Source organism: Nonomuraea sp. NPDC049421, from assembly GCF_040677005.1.
Taxonomy (GTDB): Bacteria; Actinomycetota; Actinomycetes; order Streptosporangiales; family Streptosporangiaceae; genus Nonomuraea; species Nonomuraea salmonea.
In genome coordinates this window covers 41,997-67,549 of record NZ_JBFAQA010000005.1, presented here as the reverse complement: position 1 = coordinate 67,549, position 25,553 = coordinate 41,997, and the positions used below count along the sequence as shown (strand labels likewise).

Annotated in this window: 17 protein-coding genes; 6 read left to right on the top strand and 11 right to left on the bottom strand. The window is 70.0% G+C overall.

Annotation, left to right across the window (positions count from 1 at the left end; all coding sequences use genetic code 11):
- Positions 1–89 precede the first annotated feature (89 nt).
- Entirely contained in the window at positions 90–770 is a 681-nt protein-coding gene (locus AB0K18_RS10630) for a DUF998 domain-containing protein (RefSeq protein WP_364912893.1), read from the top strand.
- 76 nt (positions 771–846) lie between these two features.
- On the top strand, positions 847–1,803 hold the full coding sequence (locus AB0K18_RS10625) for a hypothetical protein (protein ID WP_364912891.1): 957 nt from the start codon (positions 847–849) through the stop codon (positions 1,801–1,803).
- On the opposite strand, the gene AB0K18_RS10620 is transcribed toward AB0K18_RS10625, so the two are convergent.
- The 6 genes from AB0K18_RS10620 to AB0K18_RS10595 all read right to left on the bottom strand — a co-directional run bounded on the left by AB0K18_RS10620 (position 1,764) and on the right by AB0K18_RS10595 (position 10,349).
- On the bottom strand, positions 1,764–2,012 hold the full coding sequence (locus AB0K18_RS10620; RefSeq protein WP_364912888.1) for a hypothetical protein: 249 nt from the start codon (positions 2,010–2,012) through the stop codon (positions 1,764–1,766). The two genes, AB0K18_RS10625 and AB0K18_RS10620, sit on opposite strands and share 40 nt — an antisense overlap.
- An 89-nt stretch (positions 2,013–2,101) precedes the next feature.
- A complete protein-coding gene (locus tag AB0K18_RS10615) occupies positions 2,102–5,509 on the bottom strand; it encodes an alginate lyase family protein (RefSeq protein ID WP_364912885.1) in 3,408 nt (1,135 codons plus the stop codon).
- 34 nt (positions 5,510–5,543) lie between these two features.
- Entirely contained in the window at positions 5,544–7,175 is a 1,632-nt protein-coding gene (locus tag AB0K18_RS10610; RefSeq protein WP_364912882.1) for an extracellular solute-binding protein, read from the bottom strand.
- A gap of 33 nt (positions 7,176–7,208) precedes the next feature.
- Complete coding sequence (locus AB0K18_RS10605) at positions 7,209–8,078, bottom strand: carbohydrate ABC transporter permease (RefSeq protein ID WP_364912880.1); 870 nt, start codon at positions 8,076–8,078, stop codon at positions 7,209–7,211.
- An 89-nt stretch (positions 8,079–8,167) separates the two neighbouring features.
- Entirely contained in the window at positions 8,168–9,079 is a 912-nt protein-coding gene (locus tag AB0K18_RS10600) for an ABC transporter permease subunit (protein ID WP_364912877.1), read from the bottom strand.
- The gene (locus tag AB0K18_RS10595; protein ID WP_364912875.1) at positions 9,072–10,349 is read right to left on the bottom strand and encodes a polysaccharide pyruvyl transferase family protein; all 1,278 of its coding nucleotides are present in this window, start codon (positions 10,347–10,349) and stop codon (positions 9,072–9,074) included. Before AB0K18_RS10595 ends, AB0K18_RS10600 begins: the two co-directional genes overlap by 8 nt.
- Before the next feature lie 79 nt (positions 10,350–10,428).
- Here AB0K18_RS10595 and AB0K18_RS10590 point away from each other — a divergent pair, with 79 nt between their 5' ends.
- The gene (locus AB0K18_RS10590) at positions 10,429–11,433 is read left to right on the top strand and encodes a LacI family DNA-binding transcriptional regulator (RefSeq protein WP_364912873.1); all 1,005 of its coding nucleotides are present in this window, start codon (positions 10,429–10,431) and stop codon (positions 11,431–11,433) included.
- Positions 11,434–11,729: 296 nt separating this feature from the next.
- On the opposite strand, the gene AB0K18_RS10585 is transcribed toward AB0K18_RS10590, so the two are convergent.
- The 3 genes from AB0K18_RS10585 to AB0K18_RS10575 all read right to left on the bottom strand — a co-directional run bounded on the left by AB0K18_RS10585 (position 11,730) and on the right by AB0K18_RS10575 (position 21,183).
- Entirely contained in the window at positions 11,730–17,954 is a 6,225-nt protein-coding gene (locus AB0K18_RS10585) for a carboxypeptidase regulatory-like domain-containing protein (RefSeq protein ID WP_364912870.1), read from the bottom strand.
- 17 nt (positions 17,955–17,971) lie between these two features.
- The gene (locus AB0K18_RS10580; RefSeq protein ID WP_364912867.1) at positions 17,972–18,148 is read right to left on the bottom strand and encodes a hypothetical protein; all 177 of its coding nucleotides are present in this window, start codon (positions 18,146–18,148) and stop codon (positions 17,972–17,974) included.
- An 80-nt stretch (positions 18,149–18,228) separates the two neighbouring features.
- The gene (locus AB0K18_RS10575) at positions 18,229–21,183 is read right to left on the bottom strand and encodes an AAA family ATPase (RefSeq protein ID WP_364912864.1); all 2,955 of its coding nucleotides are present in this window, start codon (positions 21,181–21,183) and stop codon (positions 18,229–18,231) included.
- Positions 21,184–21,204: 21 nt separating this feature from the next.
- On the opposite strand from AB0K18_RS10575, the gene AB0K18_RS10570 reads away from it, so the two are divergent.
- Positions 21,205–21,582: a hypothetical protein gene (locus tag AB0K18_RS10570; RefSeq protein ID WP_364912862.1), complete on the top strand. Its 378-nt coding sequence runs from the start codon at positions 21,205–21,207 to the stop codon at positions 21,580–21,582.
- Positions 21,489–22,400, top strand: coding sequence for a DUF4241 domain-containing protein (locus AB0K18_RS10565; RefSeq protein ID WP_364913604.1), 912 nt, complete (start codon positions 21,489–21,491; stop codon positions 22,398–22,400). Before AB0K18_RS10570 ends, AB0K18_RS10565 begins: the two co-directional genes overlap by 94 nt.
- Positions 22,401–22,410: 10 nt before the next feature.
- Here the strand turns inward: AB0K18_RS10565 and AB0K18_RS10560 are convergent, their stop codons facing one another.
- Both AB0K18_RS10560 and AB0K18_RS10555 read right to left on the bottom strand, forming a co-directional pair.
- Complete coding sequence (locus AB0K18_RS10560; protein ID WP_364912860.1) at positions 22,411–23,379, bottom strand: CU044_5270 family protein; 969 nt, start codon at positions 23,377–23,379, stop codon at positions 22,411–22,413.
- On the bottom strand, positions 23,376–23,966 hold the full coding sequence (locus tag AB0K18_RS10555; RefSeq protein WP_364912857.1) for an RNA polymerase sigma factor: 591 nt from the start codon (positions 23,964–23,966) through the stop codon (positions 23,376–23,378). Before AB0K18_RS10555 ends, AB0K18_RS10560 begins: the two co-directional genes overlap by 4 nt.
- 647 nt (positions 23,967–24,613) lie before the next feature.
- Here AB0K18_RS10555 and AB0K18_RS10550 point away from each other — a divergent pair.
- The gene (locus AB0K18_RS10550) at positions 24,614–25,240 is read left to right on the top strand and encodes an ATP-binding protein (protein ID WP_364912855.1); all 627 of its coding nucleotides are present in this window, start codon (positions 24,614–24,616) and stop codon (positions 25,238–25,240) included.
- Positions 25,241–25,553 lie beyond the last annotated feature (313 nt).

Here is a 25,553-nt window from a genome sequence, read left to right as displayed (position 1 = left end):
GGGCACGTGGTTTCCGAGACCGGCGGGGACGGCGGCAGATGACCCGGCGCGCCACAGCTCATCTCGTTCTCGTGAGAGGAACAGGCCGAATGACCGACAACCTCACCTCCGCAGCGGCCGGCAGGGCGACGCGGACGCTGCTGATGTGCGGCACCGCCGCCGGCCCGCTCTACATCGTCGTGGTCGTGCTGCAGCTGCTCACCAGGGACGGGTTCGACATCAGCCGGCACCCGGCCAGCATGCTGAGCAACGGTGACCAGGGCTGGGTGCAGATCGCCAACTTCGCGGTCAGCGGCCTGCTGTTCGTGGCCGGAGCGGTCGGCCTGCACCGGGCGCATGACCCGGCGCGCCGGGGCGGCATCTGGGGGCCGCGACTGGTCGGCGTCTTCGGCGCCGGGATGGTCGCCGCCGCCTTCTTCTCCGCCGATCCTGCCGACGGCTTTCCGCCTGGGACGCCCCTCGGCACGCCCACGAGCATGAGCACGCAGGGGATGGTGCACCTGCTCGTCTCGGGGGTCGCCTTTCTCGCGCTGGTCGCCGCGTGTTTCGCGTTCGGCCGGCACTTCGCGGCCACCCAACGCCGCAGCCGGGCCCTCCTGAGCAGGGCGATCGGCGCACTCTTTCTCGCGGCCTGGATCTCGATCTTCGTGGTGCAGGGCTCCCGCGTGGCCAATGTCGCCTTCGCCCTCGCCATCGCGCTCATCATGACGTGGGCGTCGCTCCTGGCCGCGTACCGGCTGACTCGGCCCCGCGCGACGGCACCCGCCTGATCATCTCTGTCATGGAGGGCCGCTCCAGTCCACGGCGAGTGCCCCGCCGGCCGCCCAGACGGCATACTACGGAAGCATGTTCGACGAGAGGCAAAAGTCCGAAGCGCGAGAGTTCGTACGGCTTCTGCTCGCGCTGGGCCAGGACGACTTCGACGGCATCGTCGAACAGGGCACCGATCTCCTGGGAGGCACTCCGGGGGCCGAATCGCTGCTGCGCGAGCTGGCCGTCGAGGAGTTCTCGCGCTACCTGTCCGACCAGCCGATCTGGCCGGAGGTGCTCGACAGCGATCGGCTGCTGCGCGCGTTCAAAGATCTGGAGCTCGCGGGCATCGTCGCGAGGGCGGACTTCGCGTGCTGCCAGAACTGCGGGATCGCCGAGATCGGCGGGGAGGTGCCGGACGACGAGCGGCACGCGTACCGCGGCTATGTCTTCTGCCACCGGCAGGACATGCGGGACGCTGTGGACGGCGGCCGCCTCAGCCTGGCCTACGGGGTGTTCAACGACGCCTCGGTCACCACCGATCAGGCCGGCATCGGCAGGGAGGTGGCCGAGACGATCCGCCGCCACGGCCTGGAGGCGCAGTGGAACGGCGATCCCGGCACGCGCATCGAGGTGCCCCTGGCCTGGCGCCGCCGACGATTCGGCCGACTCGCCACCTGGCCGGGCGGCCCACCGCCGGCCTCCCCCGACCCGCACCACATGACCGTCACCTACTGCGACTACCGGCGGGGCCGTTACGAGGACGAACCGGTACCGATGCCGTTGGAACAGGCCAGAAGCCTCCTGCTCGATCTCACGCCCAGGAAGGGCAACTTCGCCGTCTTCATCGGCCGCTCGGGCGGCGTCATCCAGATGCGCTGGGAGGACGGACGCCGGCTGTGGCTGGAAACCCCTGACCAGGAGGCCCGCCATTCCCGCGGCCGTCACGTCACCCTTGACGAGGCCGACGACCTGGTGACGACCCTCGCCCGCGAAGACCGCGTCGCCATCGATCATCTGGGCAACCTGGAAACCCACCCCTGGGACACCTGATCGAACGCCCCACCGCTGAACTCCTCGTCGGTGACGGCCGCGTCCCCGACCACGATCACCCCGTTGCGCGCCTCCACCCGTGCGTCGCTCTCCCGATCGAGGAAGCGCCCGGTGATCCTGCCGGTCGAGATCCAGATCGTGGAGGAGCGCCGGCCCGCTCGCGAGCCGAACGCCGGGAATTCGACGAGGCGTGGATGGAGGGCTGCCACACCCGATACACCATGCGCTGATCCGCGAGGTGCAGGTGCCCACGCTCGTCCTGACGCGGCGAGGGCACCTGCTCGTGGCAGGGGCAGGGCTAGCGTCCTCCGCAGGAGCCGGCGACGGTGACGTCTTCGAACGAGGTCTTCGTGGAGGCGTAGAGCCCGACGCCGCCGCTGCGGACCACGGTGTCGCGGCCCTTCAGGATCTCCTCGCCGTTTAACGTCATCGTGATGCGGTCGCCGTGAATCGTCGCGCCCAGCCGCACGGGACCTGTCAGCGGATCGCTGAGATCCGCCTTGGCCACGATGAAGGGGCCCGACGCGTGGGCCTCGCGGATGATGCTCGCGTACCGGTCTCCGTCGCTCGTCCTGCCGACGTGGATCCGGTACCCGTACGCGTCCGTGCTGTCCCGCAGCGAGATTCCCGCGTTACCGGCGGCGGGTCCCTCGAGCGTGAGCGTGGTCTCCACGGCGTAGTCGCACGCGTCGGAGAAGCGCTTCGGCAGGGTCGGCTCGGCCAGGACGTGCGCCCGGCCGTCGGCAGGCGTGAGGCGCAGCCTGCCCGAGGCGACGGAGACGGACCCGCTTATTCCTCGCCAGTTGGCCTGGTCGAGCCCTTCCCTGATCACGATGTCGTCGAAGCTCGCGGCCCGTCGATGCGTGTAGGCGGCGGCACCGCCCGTCGGAAACCGCGTGTCGTCCGCGAAGATCGACGTGTCGCCGACCTTGGCGCTCAGATGCTTCCCGATCGCGGACACGACCAGCGTGTGCGGGACGTTGGCGCCGCCCGGCAGCGCCGTCTCCGCGAGGACCTCGGTATCCGAGTCGTCGATCTTCACGAGCTTGAGCGTCGCGCCCGACGTGGAGTTGAGCACTTCGGCCCGGTAGTAGTTGCGGGCATTCTGGTAGCGGAACGCGAGACCGGTACGGGACGTAGTCTGGCCGCGTGGTCCGGGAACGACGTCCGCGGACATGACCACGTCATCCGGTACGTCCTGCAGCGCCGCGAACGAGACGATGTCCGCGGTGGAGGTCTGTGCCAGTTGTCCGCCGCTCACCGCCCAGGTCCCCTGGACCGGCGTCCAGCCGCCGAAGGATCCGTCGAAGTCATGGACGGTGCGGTCCAGGCCGGCGTCGTCGAACTCGTCGGCGAGCACGGGCGCCGGGGCGAACTGTTCCCGCAGTGACACGGTGATGAGGTCGCCCGTTCGGGTGAACGTGATCGGGGCGTCGTTCACCGTCACCGCGGTCGCGTTCGGCGCGTGGAGGGAGAGCGTGCCGGTGAACGGGTCCCCCATCGAGATCCGGGCGGTCGTGCCGCTCAGCTCCACGCTGACGTCGGACACCGGTGCGGTCGCGCCGACGACGGTGCTGTTCGCGTCGGTCAGCGACGTCCCTCTGGTCAGCGCGTACCGGGTGAGGCCGCCGCCCGAAGCACGTTCGAGGTACGCGGTCTCGGCGTTGGTCGTGGCGGCCCCGAACGTCCTCGATGAGGGGTTCGCCTCGCGCGACAGGTAGAAGCGCCCGGTCGCGCCCGGCATGGCGATCTCCATCGCCGTCGCCGTGGAGTGGCTCACCCCGGACATGGCGATGCGCTTCGCCGTCACCGAGGGCGCCGCGCCGGCCGGGCCGGGGACCACGACCGTGTCCAGTCCCGTCGGCCCCGTGGAGGACCAGTCGTACGACAGGAAGTCGACGTCGGTGAGCACCCGCTCGCCGACGCGTACGGCGCCGGTCTTGTGGACCCTGGGAGTCACTGCGGCGCCGGGCGTGGCCACCGGGATGAGCCGCACGCCGGCGACGGACGCGGCTCCCGGCACGGTGTCGAACCCGACCGTGGCGGCCTTCGTCGTCGAGTCGACGGCCACCGGATCGCCGGGGAAGTGCCAGAGCTGCCGGTATCTATGCGCGGCGGTGTCACCGGTGAGGGCGTCGGAGACCACCCAGAAGCCGGGCTTGACGAAGTAGACCACGCGATCGTGCTCGACCGGCCGGTAGCCCATCGCCGCACCGCGGTAGATGTCGAGGCCCGCGTTCGAACGCCACCGCGACGTCGTGCGGGCAACGCCTTCGGCCTGCGGCTCTCCGTCGACCTCGACGGTGTTGTGCGCCTCGGTCTCACGGCGCATCCAGTTGTTCGTCTCGGTCGAGCTGTAGTCCCCCACCCCGGAGTCGACGATCAGCGGACGCCCGTACGCCGCCATCACCAGGCTGAGGTCGTCCGGATGCCGATGCGAGGCGGTGTAACTGGTGTTCTGGTTGTTGATCAGCAGGTAGCGGGCGTCGGCGTCCCACCCGGAACGCTGCACCGCGAAGCTGATCGGGAACACCGTGGACGACAGCGTCGGGACGGTCCCCTGCTTCCGGCCGGTGGCGACCCAGGTGAAGTCGGACCAGGAGTTGCGGACGCCGCTCCGGCGGATGGCCGACGTCCCCGCGGTGTCGTTCGGCGTGTCGCCGATCGCCGCGGGTTCGAGGTTCGGCTGTCGGGTCGCGAACAGCGAGTCCGCGATCCAGTCCGCCCCCTGGGCGAGCGCGTCAGGAACGGTCCGCCCGTTGGACTGTGCGAGTGTGACGACGGCGTTGAGCATGTCCGCCACGTACGCCTGATAGTTGAACGCCGGCTCGCGGTACACACCGTCGCCCTTCAGCCACGTGCGCACGAACCGCTCGGCCGAGCGCATCGCGAACCACTCCCAGCCGGACGATGCCGAGAACTCGGGCAGGAACACGGCTGCCGCGTGGACGGAGCGGGCCATCGACATGTACCAGTTGTTGCCGAAATGGATCTGCAGCACGCCGACGAGGTAGTTCGTCGTGGCGTGCACGCCGGACAGGTAGGCCACGAGATCGCTCGCGTCGATGCCGGGATCGGCCCGGAACACGGAGAACGTGCTGATGAGCTGGGCAAGCCGCTTGGCCGCCGACAGGTTGCGGCCCTGCGGCCAGCTCTGATTGTCGGCGAAGAAGTCCAGCGAGATGTCCATCCACGCCTTCGCGTACGCCGCGCGCTTCGCCGGGTCGCTCGCGGTCAGGTACGCGGAGGCCAGTTTGGGCATGAACGTGAAGTCGCTCATCAACGTCTGCGCGCCGCCGGGGGCGCTCTGCGTCCCGCCCCAGAGGTCCTGCCAGTCCACGTCGATCCGCTGCTCGGCGCTGTCGTAGAAGTCGCGGGTCTGGGAGCCGAACCGGAAGATCCCCGCCGCGAGCTCGTCGGGGCCCGCGTCGCCACCGCCCGAGCCCGCGGCCGGAGCCGGGTACTGGACGCCGGTGCGGCCCGCGTAATAGACCTTGAGCTCGCTCGCGGCGCCCGCTTCGTCACCGGCGGCCAGCTCGGCCGCCACCGCGCCGAGCCCCGGGCGCGTCAGGTCGAGCAGCCGGCCGAGGTCCGACATGTCGGCGACGGCGGCACCGGCCGGCGACAGGAACGCCGCCACCAGAGCCAGCACGATCGCCGCACGTGCCCGGCGGCGGGTGTACCGACGTAACCTGCTCCGTCTCACCACTGGTTTCTCCCTATCTTCGTGAGGGTTCACGTCAGCCACCCGCCTGCTCCTCGTACTCGGCCTTGATCTTGTCGCCCACCCGGTCCATGTACTTCTTGATGGCCGGCTGCCACGCCGAGACGGGCTTGTTGCCCAGCTGGATCTCCAGCAGCACCGAGTCCAGCTCCTGCTGCTCGCTGGCCGCCTTGCTGGCGGCGGTCTCCGAGTACAGCCCGAGCGTCGGGTCCTCGACGGCGAGCGGGACGCCGGCGACCTGGTGGTCGTGCTGGTCCTGCACGGCCTGGCGGTTGCCCGGCTCGTAGATGACCGGCGATGCCTCGGCGAGGTAGCGCACCGGCAGGAACAGCTGGCTGCGACCGGCCTCGGTGAGTGCCGGGTCGGCGCCGTCGCGGGTGAACGTCCGGCCCTCGACGCCGTACCGGAGTGCCAGGTACTCGCTGCTGCCGAAGGGCGCGCACAACCAGTCGAGGACCTTGAGGATCTGCTTGATCCGGTTGGCGTCGTCGGTCCTGGCGACGGCGGTGAAGCTGGAAAGGGTCGGGCCGGGCGTGCGTACCCGCGTCCCCTTGCCGTCACGGGTGGGCGAGAGCATGCCGGTCAGGCGGAATCCTGGCACGTCCTTCGCCTGGCCGTAGAACTTGCCCCACCCGGCGTATCCGCCGACGGTGAACGAGGTCGTGCCGGCCAGCATCCACGCGTTGCGCTTCGTGTTGGGGGCGCCCGCGTGGTCGGGATGCACCACCCCCGACTTCACCAGCTCGACGGTGTCCTCAAGGGCCTGGATGAACTGCGGTGTCGTCCCTGAGTGGGTGAAGACGCCGCCTTGGGCCTGCCAGACGCCGACGCCGCCGGGCCAGTTGCCGGTGATCCCGTTCATCTCGAGGATCGTGTTGAACGGGATCTGCCCGAACGCCCACCGACCGGCCCGCTCGTCGGTCAGCGCACGCGCCATCTCCTGGAACTCGGCCCACGAGTCGGGCTGGAGGCCGAGCCCCGCCTTCTCCAGCAGGTCGGCCCGGGTGTACAGCACGGTGCCGATCCGGGCCCGCGGCACGGGGACGCCCCAGATCCGCTGGTCGTAGACGGTGCCGCGCCAGGCGTCGGTGGGCAGGGCGGCGAGGTTCGGGTAGGCGAGGACCGCGTCCCCTGACAGGTGCTCGGTGAGGTCGGTGAACGTCGCCTGCAGCATGGCCGGCATCTGCTGGACGACGCCCTGGACGGCCACGATGTCGGGCACGTCGCCACCGGCGATGGTCGTGGCGACCTTGCTCTTGTAGTCGGTCGAGGCGACGTACGTGATCTTCAGCTCGGTGCCGAGCTCGCTGTTGAGGTTCTGCCAGTAGGGGTTCGAGCCGAGCGCGGGCGCGATCGGGTCATAGGTGTACGTCAGTGCCGTGACGGCCGCACCCCGCACCGGCTGTGCCGCGGCGCTGGAGGTGGCCGGGTAGGTGAAGTACCCCGGCGACACCCCGGCCGGCTCGGCGGCCAGGTCGGGCGCGGCCACGGTGACGGGCTTGTAGGTGGGCAGCTTGAGCGACCCGGCCGGGCTGTGCGAGCCGTTCGGCGAGCTCGGGCCGCCGTCGCCGCAGGCCCCGAGCAGCGGGGCCAGCCCCGTTGCCGCGCCGAGTGCCAGGACGCGGCGGCGGCTGAAGATGGGTGCCATGACGTCTCCTTGCCACACTGCGCGGACGACCGGTCAGCCCTTGACGGCGCCGACCATGAGTCCCTTGGCGAAGTGCTTTTGGATGAAGGGGTAGATGAAGAGGATGGGCAGGACGGAGATGACGAGGATCGCCATCTGGACGGAGACCTGTGGTGGCAGGTTCTCCAGGTTCGAGCTGAGCTGGTCGGCCCCGATCGGGGTGTTGTTGACGACGTAGGTGCGCAGCACCAGCTGCAGCGGCCACTTCTCCGACGACTGGAGGTACAACATGGCGGAGAAGAAGGAGTTCCAGTACGCCACCGCGTAGAACAGCCCGATCACGGAGACGACCGCCTTCGACAGGGGCAGGACGATCCGCAGCAGGATGCGCAGCTCCCCGGCGCCGTCGATGTAGGCGCTCTCCCGCAGCTCGCCTGGGATGCCCTGGAAGAACGCGCGCATGACGATGACGTTGAAGGCGTTCACCAGCACCGGCAGGATCAGGGCCAGGTAGTCGTCCAGCAGGCCGAGCTGTTTGACCGTCAGGTACATCGGGATGATGCCCGGGTTGAACAGCAGGGTGAACAGCGTCATCAGCAGGATCGGCTTCTGCAGCAACGCACCCGGCCGCGACAGCGCGTACGCCAGGGCGATCGTGGCGACGAGACTGAGCGCCGTGCCGGCCAGGGTGACGCCGGCGCTCACCAGCAGCGCACGGGTGACGATCCCGCCGGACAGGACGGCCCGGTAGGCGTCCAGCGTCGGTTCGTTCGTCCACAGCACGAAGCCGCCCGCGCTGTTGACCTCCTCCGGGGAGGCGATGCTGGTCATGAGCACCGCCCAGAACGGCACCAGGACCGCCAGGCAGCCCAGGCCGAGCACGAGTCCCCGGGCGCCGACCCCCAGCTTGCTCGGCTCGCCCATCCAGACAGGACGGCCGCTGCGGCCAGGGCGTGGTTCTGTGCGTGCGGCGCGGCGCGCCACGGACACCGCGGCCGGCGCAGGTCGGCTCGTCATTTGGCGTACACCCCCTGCTCGCCCAGGGCGTGCGCCAGCCGGTTGGCGCCGAGCACGAGCGCGACACCGACGATGCCCTTGATCAGCCCCACCGCGGCCGCGGTGCCCCAGTCGCCGCCGACGATCCCGTGGTTGTAGACGTAGGTGTCGAGCACTTCGCTCGCGCCGGCGCCGACCTGTGCCTGCTGCAGGATGATCTGCTCGAACCCGACGGACAGCGAGTCTCCGAGCCGCAGGATCAGCAGCAGGACTATCACCGGGCGGATGGCGGGCAGGGTCACGTGCCACAGGCGGCGCACCGCCGAGGCGCCGTCCACCACCGCGGCCTCCATCTGCGCCGGATCCACCCTGGACAGCGCGGCGAGGAAGATGATCGTGGACCAGCCGGTGTCCTTCCAGATCACCTGTGAGGTGATCATGAGCTTGAACAGCTCGGGTACGCCGACGATGCTGAACGTGGACAGGTCGGCCGAGCGCAGCCAGGCGTTGAGCATCCCGCCGTTGCCGAACATCTGCTGGAACAGGGCGACCACGATCACCCAGGACAGGAAGTGCGGCATGTAGAGGATCGACTGGGCCAGGCGCTTGAGCCGTTCGCTGATGGTCGCGTTGAGGATCAACGCCAGGCAGATCGGCAGCGGGAACACGAAGACCACCTGGATCAGCGTGATGATCAGCGTGTTGACGAGCGCGTTGAGGAACACCGGGTCGCCGGTGAGCACCGGCTCGAAGTTGTCCAGCCCGACGTACGGGCTGTGCCAGATGCCGAGGAACGGCTGGAAGTCCTGGAACGCGATGACGTTCCCGCCGAGCGGCAGATAGTGGAACAGCAGCAGCACCGTGACCCCGGGCAGCGCCAGCAGCAGCAGGACCCGGTCGCGCCGCCAGCGCTCGCGCAGGCTACGCATCGCCGATCCCCGCCGACAGGGGCCGGCCCGCCACGCAGGCTTCCACCGCCGCCCGCAGCCGATCGTCGGCGTTGGCCGCGACCCTCCTGCTCCGGGCGACCGCGGGCGCCGGGTCGGTCGCGATGTCGGTGACCGCCGCGACGACCGTCGCCGAGGCACGATGGTCGAGCTCGATCACCAGGTCGGGGGCGCCGAGGTCGGCGAACATCTGGGACTTCGTGGTCTCGGTCGGCTGCCGAAGGTAGATCGTCGGGATCGCATGTCGTGCCGCCATGATCGGCGAATGACACTCCATGCTGACCACCAGCGACGAGACGGCGTAGACACCGGTCGCCTCCTCCAGCGGCCAGTAGCGGTCCAGGATCCTGACCTGACCGAGCGTCTGCGGGCTGAGCAGGCCCGGAAGCTGCTCGTGGGCGAGCTCGACGGCATAGCTCATCTCGGGCACCACGACGGCCGGCAGGCCGCTGACGCGTACCCAGGTCTCGATCGCCGCCGCCAGCACCGCCAGGTCCTGCGTCGCGGTGGCCCGGTTGATCGCGTCGCGCCGCATCTGCTCGCGGGTCGGTGCGGTGCCGTAGATCTTCGCGTACGGGGCGTAGCGCAGCCGCGGGACGAAGCAGGCGAACCGGCCGGGCCGCAGGCCGAGCTCCTCCAGCAGGCGAGCGGCGGCGACGTCGTCGGTGTGGTCGAACGCGAACGTGCCGTCCGGCCCGAAGGCGAGGTGGGGCCCGGTGATCTTCTGGCCGCGCAGGGTGGCCAGGGTCAGCGTCTCGCGGCAGTACACGAAGTCGGCGCCGTCGAAACGGTCCTTGACGTCGTCCTCGAGATAGGACGGCGGGAGCTGATCGACCATCTGTGCCAGCTCGGGCAGCGTCGCCGTGGTCGGCGGGCACAGCGGATCCACGGTGATCCCGAAGTACCCGTACGGGCGGCCCACGTGCTCGCGCCACCAGTCGATCTCGGCGCCCTGGAAGGCGTCCGCGCCCGATCCGTGCATCAGGACGTCCGCGCCGTCGATGGCGGCGGCCAGTTCCGGGGTGCTCGGCCCGTCCGCACCGAGAGCGCCGTCGACGACGCGCACGTCGGGAAACGCGTGCCGCAGCATGGATCGTTCGCGCTCCTCCAGCCGTATCGGCCAGAGGACGACCTCGACCTCGGGCGCGAACCGCTGAAACGCCCGCACCACGCCAGGGGAGTGGGCCACGTCGCCGATGTTCACCGTCGCCCAGGAGGACCGCAGGAGGACGGTGCGACGTGTCGATGTCATACAGACTCCTTCATGACGTAACGTTGCTTCAACATAGAGATGGTGAGACGTTACGTCAATAACCGAGTAGGCTCTGACCATGGCAACGCAACGTGACGTCGCACGGGCCGCCGGAGTGTCGCTCGCCGTGGTGTCGGCGGTGGTCAACGGCACGAGCCACACCCGGATGAAGGAATCCACCCGCGCCCGGGTGCTCCAGGCGATGCAGCAGCTGGGCTACCAGCCCAACCAGACGGCGCGCTCGCTACGGCTCAACCAGACCGACATGATCGCGATGATCCTCAACAAGATCGACAACCCGGTCTACGGGCCGCTGCGGCGCGGGGTCTACGAGGCGGCGGCGGAGCACGGCGCGACGGTCCTGCTGGGCGACGCCGAGACGACGCGCTCCGGCAGCCGGTTCCTGACCCGGCTGCTCAGCCACGGCACGGTCGACGGCATCCTGATCCGCGGCGAAGGGCTGCTTGACGACGACGTGATGGCCGAACTCCGCTCCCACCCGAAGCCGATCCTCATCCTCGAACATGACGTGGACCACCCCTGGATCGACGTGGACGACCTCCGCGCGGGCGAGATCGCGACGCGGTTCCTGGCCAACCTCGGCCACCGCCACATCGTCTTCGTCGGGGGTTCCGGATACCTCTCCCAGCAGCGCTACCTGGGCTACCGGCAGGCGATGTCCGCCGCCGGCCTGACCCCGGCACCGCACCTGGCCACCGGGTTCGGCGAGCAGGCCGGCGCCGACGGCCTCCGGCAGGCCATGCAGGCGGCGACCGCGCCGACTGCCATCGTCGTCAACAACATCATGAGCGCGGTCGGTGTCCTGGCCGCCGCCCACGACCTCGGCATCACCATCCCCGACCAGCTGTCCGTGGTCGGCATCCACGACGTCGACCTGATGCACCACCTCCGCCCGGCCGTCACCGCCGTCCGGATGCCCATGTACGAACTCGGCCGGGCCGGCGTCGAGTCGCTCTACGACTTGATCGCGGGGCGGCCGATCATCGGCGGCGTCATCACCGACCCCGAGCCTGAGCTGGTGATCCGCGACTCAGCGACCGCCCTGACCCGGCTCCGCGACTAGCGGTCGAATGATCGTCCTCTCCCCTGGCGGGCCGGCCGTACGACCGCTGGCTCTCGGCCGCCTCGCTCTGGCTCAACGCGGGCGCGCACGCGGATGAAGCAGCCGAGAGAGCGGGGCATGGCGTGGACATGATGCTGCGTGTCTACGCCAAGTGCATCGACGGCCGAAGAGGAGATCAGCCGCTGTTCTCGGCGAGCGCAGGTCGCGAGCCGCGAACTCGGGAGGCGTGGTCAGAGCCTCCACGGCGTTTTTCTCCGAGGAGGCTCTGACCGCTGCCGGCGGATGGGTCGGTTATCTCACAGGCGCGGGTCCTCCTGGACCTTCAGGGCGTTGAGGATCGGGTCGCGCTCGCCCTTCTCGCGGAGGAACTCGACCTTCAGATCGCCACCGCCGTGCTCGACGGTGACCGTGTTCACGTCCGCGGTCAGCGCACCCGCCTTCTTCTGCACGTCGTGGTCGTGGAGCGCGACTTCGCCGTCGACCAGGACATCGAAGGCACGCTTGCCGACCTTGACCTTCTCGATCTCCGCGAAGTCGAGGCCGATCCGGTACTTCCCGGCGGGCGCGTTCTTGAACACGTAGGTGAACGTCTCGCCGGTCCGCTGGGTGCGGAACAGGTCGTCGTCCTCCGTGCCGCCGATGCCGGCCTTGGTGGCACGCGCCTTGCCGCCGACGTAGCCCCACGGCCGTGAGCCGAGTTTCTGGTCGGGCGCCCAGACGAAGCCGTCGGCACCGACGTGCCCTGACCCGCCCGCGTCGACGCCCTGCCAGTAGGCCGAGGTCGCCAGGCTGACCGGTCTGAGCTGGGCTTCGCCCTTGCCGGTGTTCGACGCCACGAGCACGTCCCCGACGAGCACGCCGGGCTCGACCGCGGCGTTGTCGGCCGTCGCCGTGACCGTGGTGGACTCGCCGGCCGCGAGCTCGACCGTGCCGGCCGCGGCCGGGCCCGTGAGGGTCAGCCACGGAAGGTCGGCGGCCTCGTGCCCGCCGTCGCTGGTGCGTTTCTGCTCGCTGAGCCGCACCTCGAGCGGAGCGGAGCCGGTGTTGGTCACGACCACGTCGGCGGTCGCCTTCTGGTCCGGGCCGAGGAACCAGTCGAGGTCACCTCCCGTGACGGTGGCGACGCCCGTGGCCAACGCCGTGTCGACCACCTCGGCCTGGTCCTTCTTGGCGATGGTCACCGGGTGGCTCGCCGTGACGTAGTTCGGCGCCCAGACCTGCACGGTGTTCGCGCCGACCAGGGCCTGGGCCTTCCACCGGCCCTTCTCGTCGGCGGTGATGACCCGCTCACCGTTCGGCCCGGTGAGCGTGACGATCGCGCCCGCGATCGGCTTGCCGTCGTTCGCGTCGGTGACCGTGCCCTCGATCGTGCCCGCGGCCGGGAGGGTGTACTCCAGCCCCAGACCGGCCGTCAGGGTGGGCTGGTTGAAGGAGTACAGGCTCGCGGGGTTGCGCGCCAGGCTCTCCAGGCCGACCGTCGCCGACGACCCGCGGGTGACGGGGTTGTCACCGCCGACGCCGCCGCCGTACCCGATCTGGATGCGGCCGTCCGCGATCAGGGTGGCCGAGAAGCTCACCCGGGCCGTCCTGTCGCTGTCGAAGGTGACGTTGCGCCACTCGATGACCTCAGCGGCCAGGCCGTCCACCTCGGTGGTGCCGAAGTAGATGCCCGCCTCGTTGTCGACGACCAGGTCGTCCCAGAACGGAAAGACCGCGTCGAACACGTACGGCGTCGGCAGCGCCGTGTTGTTCGCCAGGGAACTGGCCCGGTCGAAGACCAGCGCGCCGTTCGTCGTCACACACACGCCGTCCCAGGCCGTGTCGTAGAACGGGAACAGGAAGCTGGAGTCGAACCACAGCACGCCGCAGGCGTCATCGCCGTGCCACCCGGAGTCCTCCGTACCCTGGCGGTAGAGCCCGTCGGTCACCTCCATCGCGTACGAGCGACCGGCGGGGGACACGGGCACGGGGCCCGGCTCCGGCTCCTCGGGCTGGGGCTCCGGCTCCTCCTTGTCTCCGCGCGGATCGAGCGTCACGCGCAGCGCCGCGACGCTCGGAGCCCGCAGACCCTTGCTGCCCCTCAGCTCCACGGTCAGCGGACCGCCGTCGTGCTGCACGACGGCGGTGTGCCAGTCGGCGGTGTTCTGGCCGGCGGCTTTCACGGGGTCGTAGGCGTACTGCGTCAGCTCGTCGTCGATGAGGACGTCGAACACCCGCTTGCCCTGCTTCACCCGCTCGATCTCGGCGAACCCGAGGTCGACGGCGTAGGTGCCCTTCGGCGCGTCGGGGAACGTGTAGACCAGGTCCTTGCCCGGCGTGGTGCGCTGGGCCTGGAACAGGGCGTCGTCCTCGGTGCCCGCGATCGGGGCCCTCGTGGAGGTCGCCTTGCTCTTCCCGGTGTAGCCCCAGTCCTTGCCACGGGCCGTCTGGTCGCCGGACCAGGTGTAGCCGGAGGCGTCGGTGAACGAGGGGCCGCCGGCGTTGACGCCGACCTGGTACTTCGTGGTCGTGAGCGTCACCGGGACGTAGGTCTTGGACTGCCGTCCCGAGTCGGAGCGCACGATGATGTTCGCGCCGAGCGTGCCCGGGTCGGCGTCCTTCGAGGAGATCGCAACCTTGACCGTCGTCGACTCGCCCGGGGCGAGGGTGCCGCCGGTCGAGGAGAGCGACAGCCAGGGCAGGTCGGTGACCAGGTCGTCCTCGACGTCGACCAGCACGACGTCATCGGCGATCTGGTCCGCCGCCCACAGCGCCCCGGTCGAGTCGGTCTCGAGGCCGCCACCCTGGCCCACCTTCTGGCCTGGGAACCACCACGCGTTGACCAGCGAGCAGTCGTCGGGGTCGACCTGCAGCAGGCGGGTGGGCCTGTCCGAGGTGAGGTCGGTGTACCAGATGGTGTCCGAGGCCTGGTTGTAGGCCAGGCCCATCACCTCGCGCAGCGGCGGGGTGCAGAAGGACAGCAGCGCACCCGCGTTGTCGTGCGACGTCCCTGCGACGGTCCCGATCAGGCCGTTCGACCGGCCGCCGACGTAGAACACGTCCTCGGCGGGGTTGTAGGCGAGTCCGGTCAGCTGCAGCGTGGACCAGTCACCCTTGATCTGCCGGGTCTCCTTGCCTGTCCCCCGGTCGAAACAGTGGATGTAGCTGGCCGGGCTGTCCTCCATCTGGCACATGTCACCGGTCTTGGTGTCGAGCGCCATGTCGAAGGCCCGGTACTGGGGATTCCACGAGGCGTCGAAGACCTTGCCGGTCTTCTTGCCCGTCACGGTGTAGGCGGTGTTGGTCCGCGCGTTGTAGTCGTGCACCCACACGTCGCCGTCGTACCCGATGCCGGAGGGTTCCTTCTCCGCGATCGTGCCCGGGATCTCGATGCGGGTGATGACGTCGCCGCCGGAGGTCGTGCCGACCTTGTCGGCCGCCTTCGCCTCCGCGGCGCTCGCCTTCGCGGCCTTGCCGTCGACGTTCGACCGCTGCATGCCGCTCGCGCCGGCCTTCCACGCCTTGAGGTCGATCGTGCTGTCCGTGCCCTTCCCGGTGCGCGTGATGGCGCCGGCGGCGTCGAGCTCGGGGTGGCGCGCGGCCTCGCCCAGGTCGTACGTGAGCGGGGCGGAACCGGTGTTGGTCAGCGTGAGCGAGCCCACACCGTTCTGGTCGGTCCCCATCACGGCGTCGAGGCCGCTCACCTGCAGGCCGGCGACGCCCGTGCTGAGGCGCGCGTCGATCGTCGCCTTCGCGAAGAGCTTGTCGAGGGTGAAGTCGTACGACCCCGTCACGTAGTTCGGCGCCTCGACGGTCATCGTGTAGCCGCCGACCGGCAGCTGGCGGTGCACGACGCCCGTGCCGTTGGTCGTGACGCTCTCGACGAGGCCGTTCTTGTCGGTGAACGAGACCTTGGCCCCGGACACCGGCAGCCCGTCGTTCTTGTCGACGACGGTCGCGTCGAGGTAGCCCCAGTCAGGAAGATCGTAGGTGACGATCATCCCGTCGTGGAGCACCGGCACGTTCTCGGAGAACCGGATGCCGTCCACACCGGCCCAGCCCTGGATGCCGGTGATGGTGCGGGCGCCGCCGGTCACCGGGTCCTCGGTCCCGATGCCGTCGCCGTACCCGAAGATCACCTTGCCCGAGCGGGTGAGCGTGGCCGAGAAGCTGACCGGCTCCGTGTACTCGGACCGGATCGGGTAGGCCCAGATCTTGGCGTCGCGGAACTCGATGACGAACGCGTCCTCGCCGTCGACCTTGGTGGCCGCCGTGAAGACTCCCCCGCCGTCGGCGAACTGGACGGGGGACGAGACGGTGAACGGGAAGAGGCCCGCACCGCCGAAACCGGGTCCGGTGGAGCTGTCCGGGGAGATCACGCCGCGCAGGCTGATGGCGAGGCTGTCGTGGCTGCCGTTGTAGAGCGCGATCGGGAACGGCAGGTTCACCGTCGCCCACACGCCGCTCCCGTACGTGACCGGGTCGGTGCCGCGCAGGTACTCACCCTCGGACACAGAGCAGCTGTAGCCGCCCTTGTCGACGACGAGCCCGACCGGGATCTCCAGCGGTGTGTTCTCGGCGCCGACGGTCAGCGGGACGGACGTCGGCGAGAAGCAGGCGTTGGGCGTGACGGCGAGCCCGTACTGGCCCTCCGGCACACCGGCGATCGTGAACGCGCCGTCGGCGTCCGTGCGCACGGCGTCCAGCGGCGTGTCCTTGACGGAGACGTCGGCGTTCGGGACGGGCTGCTTCTTGTCGTCGACGACCCTGCCGCTGATGTCGTGGCGCGCGGCGGCGGTGAGGGCGATCTCGACCGAGGTGTCCTGGCCGAGGGCGATCGTGGCGCTCGCGGTCGCGGTCAGGTACCCGAAGGGCTTGGTGCTGAGCTGGTAGTCGCCGACCGGGAGGCTGACCGTGAACCGGCCGTCCTTGTCGGTCCCGACGGACCGGCTGAACGGTCCGCTGATCGTCACGTCGGCGCCGGAGACCGGGGCGCCGTCGGCGGTGACGACACCCGTGAGGGTGCCGCCCTCCCGGGGTGCGAGCTTGAGCAGGCGGACGAGGTCGAGCCGGCCTTCGCCGTACTTGTTGTTGAAGCCGGCGGCGCCGCCGCACTCGGTGTCGTCGACGTCGACGGCCGACTCGGCCAGCAGGCGGCGGGTCTCCTCGACCTGGCCGATGAGGGTCGGGTCGTAGCTCCACAGGGCGGCGACGGCGCCGGCGACGTGCGGAGCAGCCATCGAGGTGCCGGACATCGCGATGTAACCGTCGTTCGGGTAGGACGACGTGACGGCGACGCCCGGAGCGGAGATCTCGGGCTTGATCCGGCCACCTTCACCCTCGCCCTTGCGGGAGAACAACGCGAGCGTGCCGTCCGACGCGTAGGCGCCGACCGAGTAGGCGCTCTCGGCGGAGCCGGGCGAGGAGACGGTGTCGCACGCCGCGTACGGCGAGGTGTTGCCCGACGACCAGACGCTGAAGATGCCCGCGGCGCTCCAGGCCTCGTCGATGGCCCGGAAGAAGTCGTCGAAGTTGTGCTCGACGGTCTGGCCCCACGAGTTGTTGATGACGTGGGGGCGCTTGGACGGGTCTGGGTTGTTCCCGTTGACGTCGGTCGGGGCGAGCAACCACCAGCCGGACTTGAGCAACGACTCGACGCCGGTGCTGTCGCAGCAGCCGTTCGTCGCGATCCACTGCGCGTCCGGGGCGACGCCGACGTGGTTGGTGCCGTCGTCGCCGACCATGGTGCCCATGGTGTGCGTGCCGTGTCCGTCGTCGTCGCACGGTGCCGCGGTGCACGTACCCCGGGTGGCCATCCAGTTGTAGTTGTGGTCGACGGTGCCGTCGGGCTTCTTACCGCGGTACTGCCGCGTCAGGGCGGGGTGGTCGAATTTGACACCCGAGTCGAGGTTGGACACGGTGATGCCCGAACCGGTGGCCCCCATGGCCCAGGCCTCGGGAGCGTGAATGGCGTCCAGGCCCCACGCGACGGTGCCGTCCTCGGCGGCGTCCGCGTCGGCGTCCTTGGAGGCGTCCTTGGAGCCGTCCTTGGGGGCGGCGGGGCGGGTGGCCTGGTCGTCCGGCGTCTTCCCGTCCACGGGCTCGACCAGCGCGACCTGCGGCGACGCATGGATCTCGGCGACCTGCCCGACCGAGGCGACGTCGAGCGCGAGCTCCTGCGTGCCGCCCTTGACGAGCACGGCGTTGACGAGCGGGTAGGACGTGTATTTCACGCCCGCCGCGTCGAGTTCGGCGGACACGGACGCCGCGGAGGCCTTGGCCGCGGCCTGCAGTGCGTCGTAGACGAACTGACCGCGAGCGGCCCAGTCGGCGATCTTCATCGCCGGCGCGAGGTCGGCCTTGGTGTCGAACGTGATCCAGAAGTCGGAGACCGGCTCCGTGCGGAAACGGCCCTTCAGATCCGACGTGATCTTGTTGGCGGGTGCACCGGGATCCGGCTCAGCGGCCGACGCCGGTGCCGGCGCGATCATGCTCAGGCCGACCGCTAAGGCCAGCGAGGTGACGAGGGCTTGCAGTCTCACGTGGGGGGTCCTCCGGCCTACAGGGGTTGGTAGGGGTCGTGGCTCTCGTCATCGCCGTCATCGCCGTCGTCCCGGGTATCGGAGGCGTCAGGGGCGTCGGGGGCGTCAGGGGTGCTGACGCCGCCGCGCGACAGCTCAAGTGGGTGCTGGGGGTCGATGAGGGAGTCGTCACGCGCGACAGGTCGCTCAGGCATGCATCGCCCTAGGGGCATGGATCATGAAGTCATGCTCTGGGTGACGAGCGATCTTCGCTATCCGGCGGATACGTCAATTTTCACGACGGGTCGCCGAGGGAGTCCTCTTCCGCGAACACTCCGGCCTCTACTGCCTTGACCGCGAGCGCGGTTCTGGTGCTCACCTTCAACTTACGCATCGCCGCACGCAGCTGTTGATCCACCGTGGCCGGTGACTTGGCCAGGATCCGGCTGATCTCCCGGTTCGTCTTGCCGGCGACGACCAGCCTCACCACGTCGAGCTCACGAGGTGAGAGCCGGTCGCCGTACCCCCGCCGACCGCCGCGCCACAAGCGCGGAACCTCGGCGCCGTGTTCGCGAAGCCGCTGCGCGACACGGTCCGCGTCGCCGCGGGCTCCGAGCCCGAACAGGTGCTCGTACTGTGCGGCCAGCAGCTCCCGGCCCTGTTCGATCTGGCCTTGCGCCATGAGCGCCTCGGCTTGACGCTCGCGGGCGAGCATGGCGTCGTAGGGGCGGGGCAACGCGTCCCAGGCCCGCGCCGCCCGGTCGTACGCCCTCGCCGCGCGGGCGTGGTCTCCGGCCGCGGCGGCCAGCAGCGCACGGCATACGGCGAGGGCGGCGCGAGGCGCAGGCGCCGTACGGCCACGCAGTCCTCTGGCGAACTGGTCGCCCAGGCGGGTCGCGGCCCGCAGGTCGCCCGCGACGAGATGCGCCTCGATCCGGGCGGGGACGAGGTCCGTCGCCCAGACCCAGATGCCCTTTCTCCGGACCGTGTCCATCGGCTCGTTCGTGATCTGCAGCGCCCGGCCGCTGTTCCGCTCCGTCAGCCACAGTCGGGCCAGCGCTGCGGCGGCCTCCATCGTGTCGTCGGCCGCGCCGAGACGGGCGGACTCCTCAAGGACCAGCCGGAACTGCTCCCTCGCGGCGCGCCGCCGTCCTGCGGCGGCCGCCAGCCGGGCCGCGAGGCGAATGCTGCCGAGGTAGAGCGCCGGCCGGTCCCGGTCGGCGCCGGCGAGCGCCGCGCTCGCCTCCGCGAGACCCTCCCACCGGCCGGTGAACCACGCCAGGTTGCTCTGTTCGAGCCGGACGTTGTGTCGCAGCCGGGACGCGTGCTCGGCCTCGGCGAGGCGCATGGCCACGGAGAGGTGCTTCTCCGCGTCGGCGTACCGGCCCCAGATCAGCGCGCCGGTCCCGACATTGGTGTGGATGCGGGCCACGTCGAGCCGCTCCGCCGAGGTCGCGCCGTCGACGGGCAGCCCGGCGACGACGTCCCAGGCCTCCTCCTCGCCCAGCATGAGCAACGCGGCGGCTCGGTTGCCGGCCAGGTTGAGCCGCTCCGCGGGAGAGTCGACGCCGGCGGTGAGCTCGGCGGCGCGATCCAGCCAGCGCCGATGGGTCGACGCCGGCCACGGTCCCGCGTAGGCCCATCCCAGATAGGTCATCGCCCGGGCCGCCTCGACCGGGTCATGGTCGAGGTTGGTCACCGCTTGCTCGAGCTCGCTGAGCGCGGCCTGCGCCTCACCCCCGATGATCAGCAGCCGGCCCAAGGGGTTACGGATCTCGGCCTGCTGGCGGGCGGAGAGACCGGGGGTCTCCAGCACCGAGCGCAAGGTACGGATCACACGGTGGTAGACCTCGTCGACCGGTTCACGACGGCCCAGTGCGGCTACTCCGGCGATGCGCGCCACCCGTGCCCGATCCGCCGGCGGCAACTCGGACCACGAGAACAGATCGACCAGCAAGTCGACCGCCTTGGTGTGGTCACCCGAGGCCATGGCCAGCTCGGCGCCCTGCTCGGCGTACCGCGCCCAGGACCGTGTCTCGCCCGCCTCACGGAAGTGGTGGGCAAGGCGTGCGACGGGCGGCGGATGGATGCCCTCCAAGGCCCGGCCGGCCAACAGGTGGAAGTGTCTGCGGTCGGTCAGCGGGATCGCTTCGTAGACGGCCGTGGCGGCCAGCACGTGCCGGAATCGCCACTGGCCGCGGTCGTCTCCGTCGAGGACGCCGACGTCGGCCGCCTCCGCGATGGCGCCCCGGCACGCAGCCGGTGACAGACCGGCGGTCATCGCGATCGTGGCCACCGATGACGGCTCGGCCAACGTGGCCGCGGCTCGCAACACCTGCTGCGCCGTCGGCGACAGACGGCCCACCCGCTCCCGGGTGGAGTCGCGCACCGTCGGCGGCACCTGGAGCTTGCGCAGCTTCAGCCGGACCCACTGTCCGTCGCGGAAGACGAGGTCGGCACGGTCGCACATGAGGCGGACCGACTCCTCCAGCACCAGCGGCACCCCACCGGTCCGCTCGTGCATGAACGTCGTGAACTCCTGCGATATCGGGTTGCCGTCCAGCATCGAGGACACCAGCGCTGCCGTGTCGTCGGGTCGCAGCGGCGCCAGGGCGATCCTCAGCTGGGTCACGCCGGCGGGAATCCGGGACGTCAGCCGCAGCAACAGCGATCCTGCGTCCACCTCCTCCGGCCGATAGGAGATCACGAGGCTCGGCCCGTCCGCCTGCTGCCGAGAGGCGACGAACAGCAGGAACTCCAAGGTCACCTCGTCTGCCCAGTGAGCGTCCTCGAGCACGAGAACGTCGACGTGCAGAGCCCGCAGCAGCTCGTCCAGGGCGCGGAACAGGCGATGCCGTGCCGCCTTCGCATCGTTCAAAGGCGGCAACGCGGGCGGCAGGTCCGAGGACCATTCAGGGAACAGGGGCCGTAACGCACCCGCGAGCTCGGTGAGCCGCGATCGCGACACCGGGCGGCCGATCCCACGGAACGCGTCGACGATCGGCCCCAACGTCAGCGACTCGCGAAGCGGCGGGCACACCGAGACCAAGGCAGTGCGCTGGTCCGGCGCGGCCAGCCACTCCCGCAGCAGCCGGCTCTTCCCGATCCCCGCCTCACCCTCCACCAGCACGATCGCCGGTGGCCTGGCCAAGGCGACTCGAAGCGCCGCCATCTCCCGATCACGACCCACGAAAAGCGGCGTGGAAACCGTCGGTGAAGTCCCATCGTCGTCGGGGAGGGGGTCGAGCATGCGTGATGATCTCGCTTTCCGATGCTCGGGCGCAACGGCACATTTCGTCTATCAGCCCGACAATCTTGGCAGAGCCCTTGGAGCGACGACCTGGCAGGCCACGAGGATGGGCCGGGTGCTGATGTCGCTGCCGTGGGGCCCGGTCAGGTAGTTGACGTCACCTACTGTGAGGGGTGGGATCCACAGGCCCGTGCCGCCGTCGCTCCGATCTCGGAACCACAGGCCCGTGACAGGGACGCATCAGGTGAGCGATACGCCGTCCTGCTGTCCGCGCAAGGGAGGCCGAAGACCCTGTTCCAGGCCGACTGGGGCCATGGTCATCTCGGGTTGTTCCTGTTCGACGAGTACGAACGGCTCAACAAGGAGCTGGAATACCGGCAAACGGACGCGTCGCACTGATCACCGAGCCGTCGCATGCGGGGTGGCTTCACCTGCCCACCGGCTCGGTGATCGCCACCGACCCCTTCCTGTTGGATGATGCCGTTCCCTTCACCGTCACCGTGGCGCCTGGCGACTACGCCGTTCTGATCGCCTCCATGCGGTGGGAGGGGACGGACGGCGAGGGCGAGACCCCGGCCGTGATGGTGCGGATCCTCGACAAGCCGACCGCCGGCTGGGAGCCCGCGCTCCTGCCGGGGCAGGACGCCCGGCTGCTCGGCGCCGGTGAGTTCTTCGGGTTCGGCGTGGATGCGGGTATGGGCTGCTTCCTCGACGCCTCGGGCCGCGAGGAGCTCGGGAGCCTCGTCGAGGAGTTGGATGACGAGTACAACGAGATGGACCTCTTGGACTCCGAGCTCCGCGCCCCGGAGACCGGCACCAACCTGATCGCCTATCAGAGCGGGTTGGGCGACGGCAGCTACCCGGTGTGGATAGGCCGGGACGCCGACGGGGAAGTCACCGCGTTCGTGGCGGACATGCTCATCCTGCACGACACCGACTCGCTGCCGCCCACGGTGCCGTCGACAGCCGTCCACCTGCCGCTGACCACCCCGGTGACCGACGACCGACGCGAGGCGCCCTTCACCAGTCCCGGCGCCACGGCCACGTGGATGACGGCCCGGGTCAACGACGTCATCGACGGCTGGGCCGAGCATCGTCGCTCTTCAGGGTTCGACGTGGTCCAGTTGATCGGTCCCAAGGACGAGGCCAGGCGGCGGGTACCCGGGGACGCGGTTCGGCCGTATCGTAAGGCGGCCTCACTGCGGATCGACTACTGACACGGGCGCGTCACGGCTGGTCACCGGGCTTGGCCACGATCTCGGCCGTCATGCGGGCACTCCACACCAGGGGGGTGCCCGCCTTGACCGTGCGCGTCGCGCCGCCGGGGAGGTCGTAGGTGCGGTCGGCGACGCTCTCGCCGTACGTCCCCAAGAACTGGTAGTCCTGCGCGCTGACGATGATCTCGAAGCGCTCCCACGTTCCCGTGTAGTCGAACGCGACCCCGTGGCGGCCGGCCGCGTCGATCGCGTCCTGCCTGACCGAGACCCCCTGGATCATGGGCAACGCCCGGAACAACGCGGCCCGCACGTCGGCGGCCAACGGCTGCTCACTCAGCAATTGGGAGATCTTCAGGAAGATCCGCTCCTGCCGGGTCGCGCCGGCGTCGTCGAACTCCGTCACGGGGGTCGCGTCGACGCTCGCCCCGATCCTGGCGATCATCTCCTCGGGCGTGACCGGCGTCGTGGCCAGGTCCGCGCCCGTGATGCCGGGGCCGACCTCCTCCGTGACGAGCTTGCCGCGTCCGTCGTCCAGCACCATCTGCTTGCCGTCCAGGCTGTACCAGGTCTCAAGGGTCATGCGCCTGTCGCGATCCACCTCGGGCTCCGGCTCCTTGCGGAGCGGAGCGATGGTCTGCTTCACGTAGAGCCAGCGGCCCGGTGACGGCGTGATCTTGTACGGGTCGGTCTCGGCGCTCCTGGCCGCCCTGGCGCCGAGCTCCTGAACGCCGGCGATGGGGACGGTGGCGGGTTGTTCACCGCCCCGCACCGTGATGAGGCCCGTGCCGACGGCCAGCGCGACCGCCGCGGCCAGCGCCAGCCGCCAGGCCAGGCGCGGCCCGCGCCGCTTCGGCGGGGGCGTCGGCGACATGGGAAGCGGCTCGCGCATGGCCTGTAGCAACCGGGTGCGCGCCGCCTCCTTCGCCTCGCCGGTGATCGGCGGGGTGGCTTCCAGGAACCGTCCGAACTCGTCCATCATGCGTCCTCACTCGTGTGATCGCCGGTGCCGAGGGCGGCCCGCGCCTGCTTGCGGGCCCGGTGCAGGCGCGAGCGCACGGTCCCGATCGGGATGCCGAGCGCCTGGGCCACCTCGTCGTAGGCCATGTCTCCCAGCGCGACCAGCAGCAGCACGTCGCGATCTCCGCGGGCCAGGCTCGTCAGCGCCCCCGCCAGCCGGCGGTCCTCGGCCTGCGCCGCCACGCGGCCGACCACCGCGTCGGCCATCGACTCAGGCGGCGGCTCCGCACCGGTACGCGCCAGCGCCCGCAGGAACCGCTCCTCGTCGCGCCGTCTCCTGGCGATGAGATTGGTGGCGATGCCGTACAGCCACGGTCTGGCCAGCGGCTGCGCGTGATCGTAGGAGGCGCGGGAGCGGAAGGCGGTCAGGAACGTCTCCGCCACGATGTCGTCGGCGACCTGCACGCCCAGCCGCCGCGCGACATAGCGGTGGATCTGCTCGACATACCGGTCGAACAGGCCGGCGAACCGCTCCGGATCGTCGATTGACCGGCGGATGAGCTCGGCGTCATCCGCCTCGACCATCTCCTCCGGTGATGTTCGTGTCATGCCTGCTGTTTCCCGATGGGACGGATCGAGTTCTCGACGGCCACGAGCCCCTGTGGACGACACGGACCGGACATCACATCCATGCAGGACACTTAGGTCCACTTCACCAGTGCCTCCCAAAGAGATCTTCAGTGTCGAAGTTCGCCGAATGGGGCACGTGGCTCCGCTCCAACCGCAGGATCGGGCAGGGACGCGACCGGTGACCATCACCGCCGAAGTGCATGCCTGCGCCGGCGACAGCACAGCGGTCTCTCAGCGCCGGATTCGATCCCTGATAGGTGAACTGGAGATGCTAGCTCGTGACGCGGAGCGGTTCGCGATTCCTCGAACCCCCGATGGGATCGCAACATTCGCGACGCTGCTCTGCTGGAGATCGAGCCGGTGCTCACCGCATGGAAGGGCGCGCACCCTTCGGTCAGCGGTCACGGGGGCGGCTACGAGTGGCGCGAGGTCGTCAACGCCATCCCCCTGGAGTGAGAAGGCGAGCTGCCCGTGAACGCCTCCGGCCAGGCTGAGGGCTGAACCGGGGTGGGCATGCGCCGGATCACCTGCTGTCCACCGCGAATGCAGCGACCTCCGTGAAAGACGAAAGCGCGACTCTCATGGCCACATCGTGAGCCTGCCTGGACGAATGCCAGGATGGGGTCATGGGCGCGGGGGGGCTGTACGGAAGAGAGCCCGAAATGGACGCGATCGCCGAACTGCTGGCGAGGGCGCGGGCGGGGGGCAGTTCGGCGCTGGTGCTGCGCGGCGAGCCGGGCATCGGCAAGACGGCGTTGCTCGACCACGCCGCCGCGGCGGCCCGCGACCTGCGGCTGGTCCGCGGCACGGGGGTCGAGTTCGAGGCGGAGCTGCCGTTCTCGGGGCTGCAGTTGCTGCTGCGCCCGGCGCTCGGCCATCTCGCCGCGCTGCCAGGCCCGCAGCGCGCGGCCCTGGAGGCCGCGTTCGGGCTCGGGCCCGCGACCGGCTCGGAGCCGATGCTGGTGGGCTTGGGGGTGCTGTCCCTCCTGGCGGAGTACGCGGGCGAGACGGGACTGCTGTGTCTCGTGGATGACGCGCAGTGGATCGACCGGGCCTCGCGGGAGGCGCTGCTGTTCGCCGCCCGGCGCCTGCACACCGAGGGCGTGGTCATGATCTTCGCTGCCCGGGACGGCGAGGGCTCCTTTCCCGCCCCCGGCCTGCCGGAGTCGCGCCTTTCGGGGCTGGCCCCGAAAGCGGCAGCGGCCCTGCTCGACCGGCATCCGCCGGCACCTTCCGCCAGCGCGCAGAGCTGATCAAACCCCAGAGCGACATCCTGGCCAAACTCGACATCCCGCCCCCGACGAAAATCGTCGAGGCCATCCCCGCCGCAGACACCTGACCAGGCGCAACGCTCAAGCCCAGTGACACGCCGCATCAGCACGCCCGCAAGCGTTCCCGGAGCTCAGAGCTCATATCCGTGTGCTTTTCCTGCACACATCTGCGGAACGCGGCATGGGGCGTGGGATTTGCCATCTGCGCGCGCCCTCAACCAGTCAGCTTTATGAGCCTGCGCGCGTTGCACCTACTGAGAACACTTCAGCCCTACGTAGCCGCGCCCTCACGGTT

Coding starts and splice junctions, on each gene's coding strand:
- AB0K18_RS10630 (WP_364912893.1), top strand. CDS start 90: ATGACCGACAACCTCACCTCCGCAGCGGCCGGCAGGGCGACGCGGACG.
- AB0K18_RS10625 (WP_364912891.1), top strand. CDS start 847: ATGTTCGACGAGAGGCAAAAGTCCGAAGCGCGAGAGTTCGTACGGCTT.
- AB0K18_RS10610 (WP_364912882.1), bottom strand. CDS start 7,175: ATGGCACCCATCTTCAGCCGCCGCCGCGTCCTGGCACTCGGCGCGGCA.
- AB0K18_RS10605 (WP_364912880.1), bottom strand. CDS start 8,078: ATGGGCGAGCCGAGCAAGCTGGGGGTCGGCGCCCGGGGACTCGTGCTC.
- AB0K18_RS10600 (WP_364912877.1), bottom strand. CDS start 9,079: ATGCGTAGCCTGCGCGAGCGCTGGCGGCGCGACCGGGTCCTGCTGCTG.
- AB0K18_RS10595 (WP_364912875.1), bottom strand. CDS start 10,349: ATGACATCGACACGTCGCACCGTCCTCCTGCGGTCCTCCTGGGCGACG.
- AB0K18_RS10590 (WP_364912873.1), top strand. CDS start 10,429: ATGGCAACGCAACGTGACGTCGCACGGGCCGCCGGAGTGTCGCTCGCC.
- AB0K18_RS10580 (WP_364912867.1), bottom strand. CDS start 18,148: ATGCCTGAGCGACCTGTCGCGCGTGACGACTCCCTCATCGACCCCCAG.
- AB0K18_RS10575 (WP_364912864.1), bottom strand. CDS start 21,183: ATGCTCGACCCCCTCCCCGACGACGATGGGACTTCACCGACGGTTTCC.
- AB0K18_RS10570 (WP_364912862.1), top strand. CDS start 21,205: ATGCTCGGGCGCAACGGCACATTTCGTCTATCAGCCCGACAATCTTGG.
- AB0K18_RS10560 (WP_364912860.1), bottom strand. CDS start 23,379: ATGATGGACGAGTTCGGACGGTTCCTGGAAGCCACCCCGCCGATCACC.
- AB0K18_RS10555 (WP_364912857.1), bottom strand. CDS start 23,966: ATGACACGAACATCACCGGAGGAGATGGTCGAGGCGGATGACGCCGAG.
- AB0K18_RS10550 (WP_364912855.1), top strand. CDS start 24,614: ATGGGCGCGGGGGGGCTGTACGGAAGAGAGCCCGAAATGGACGCGATC.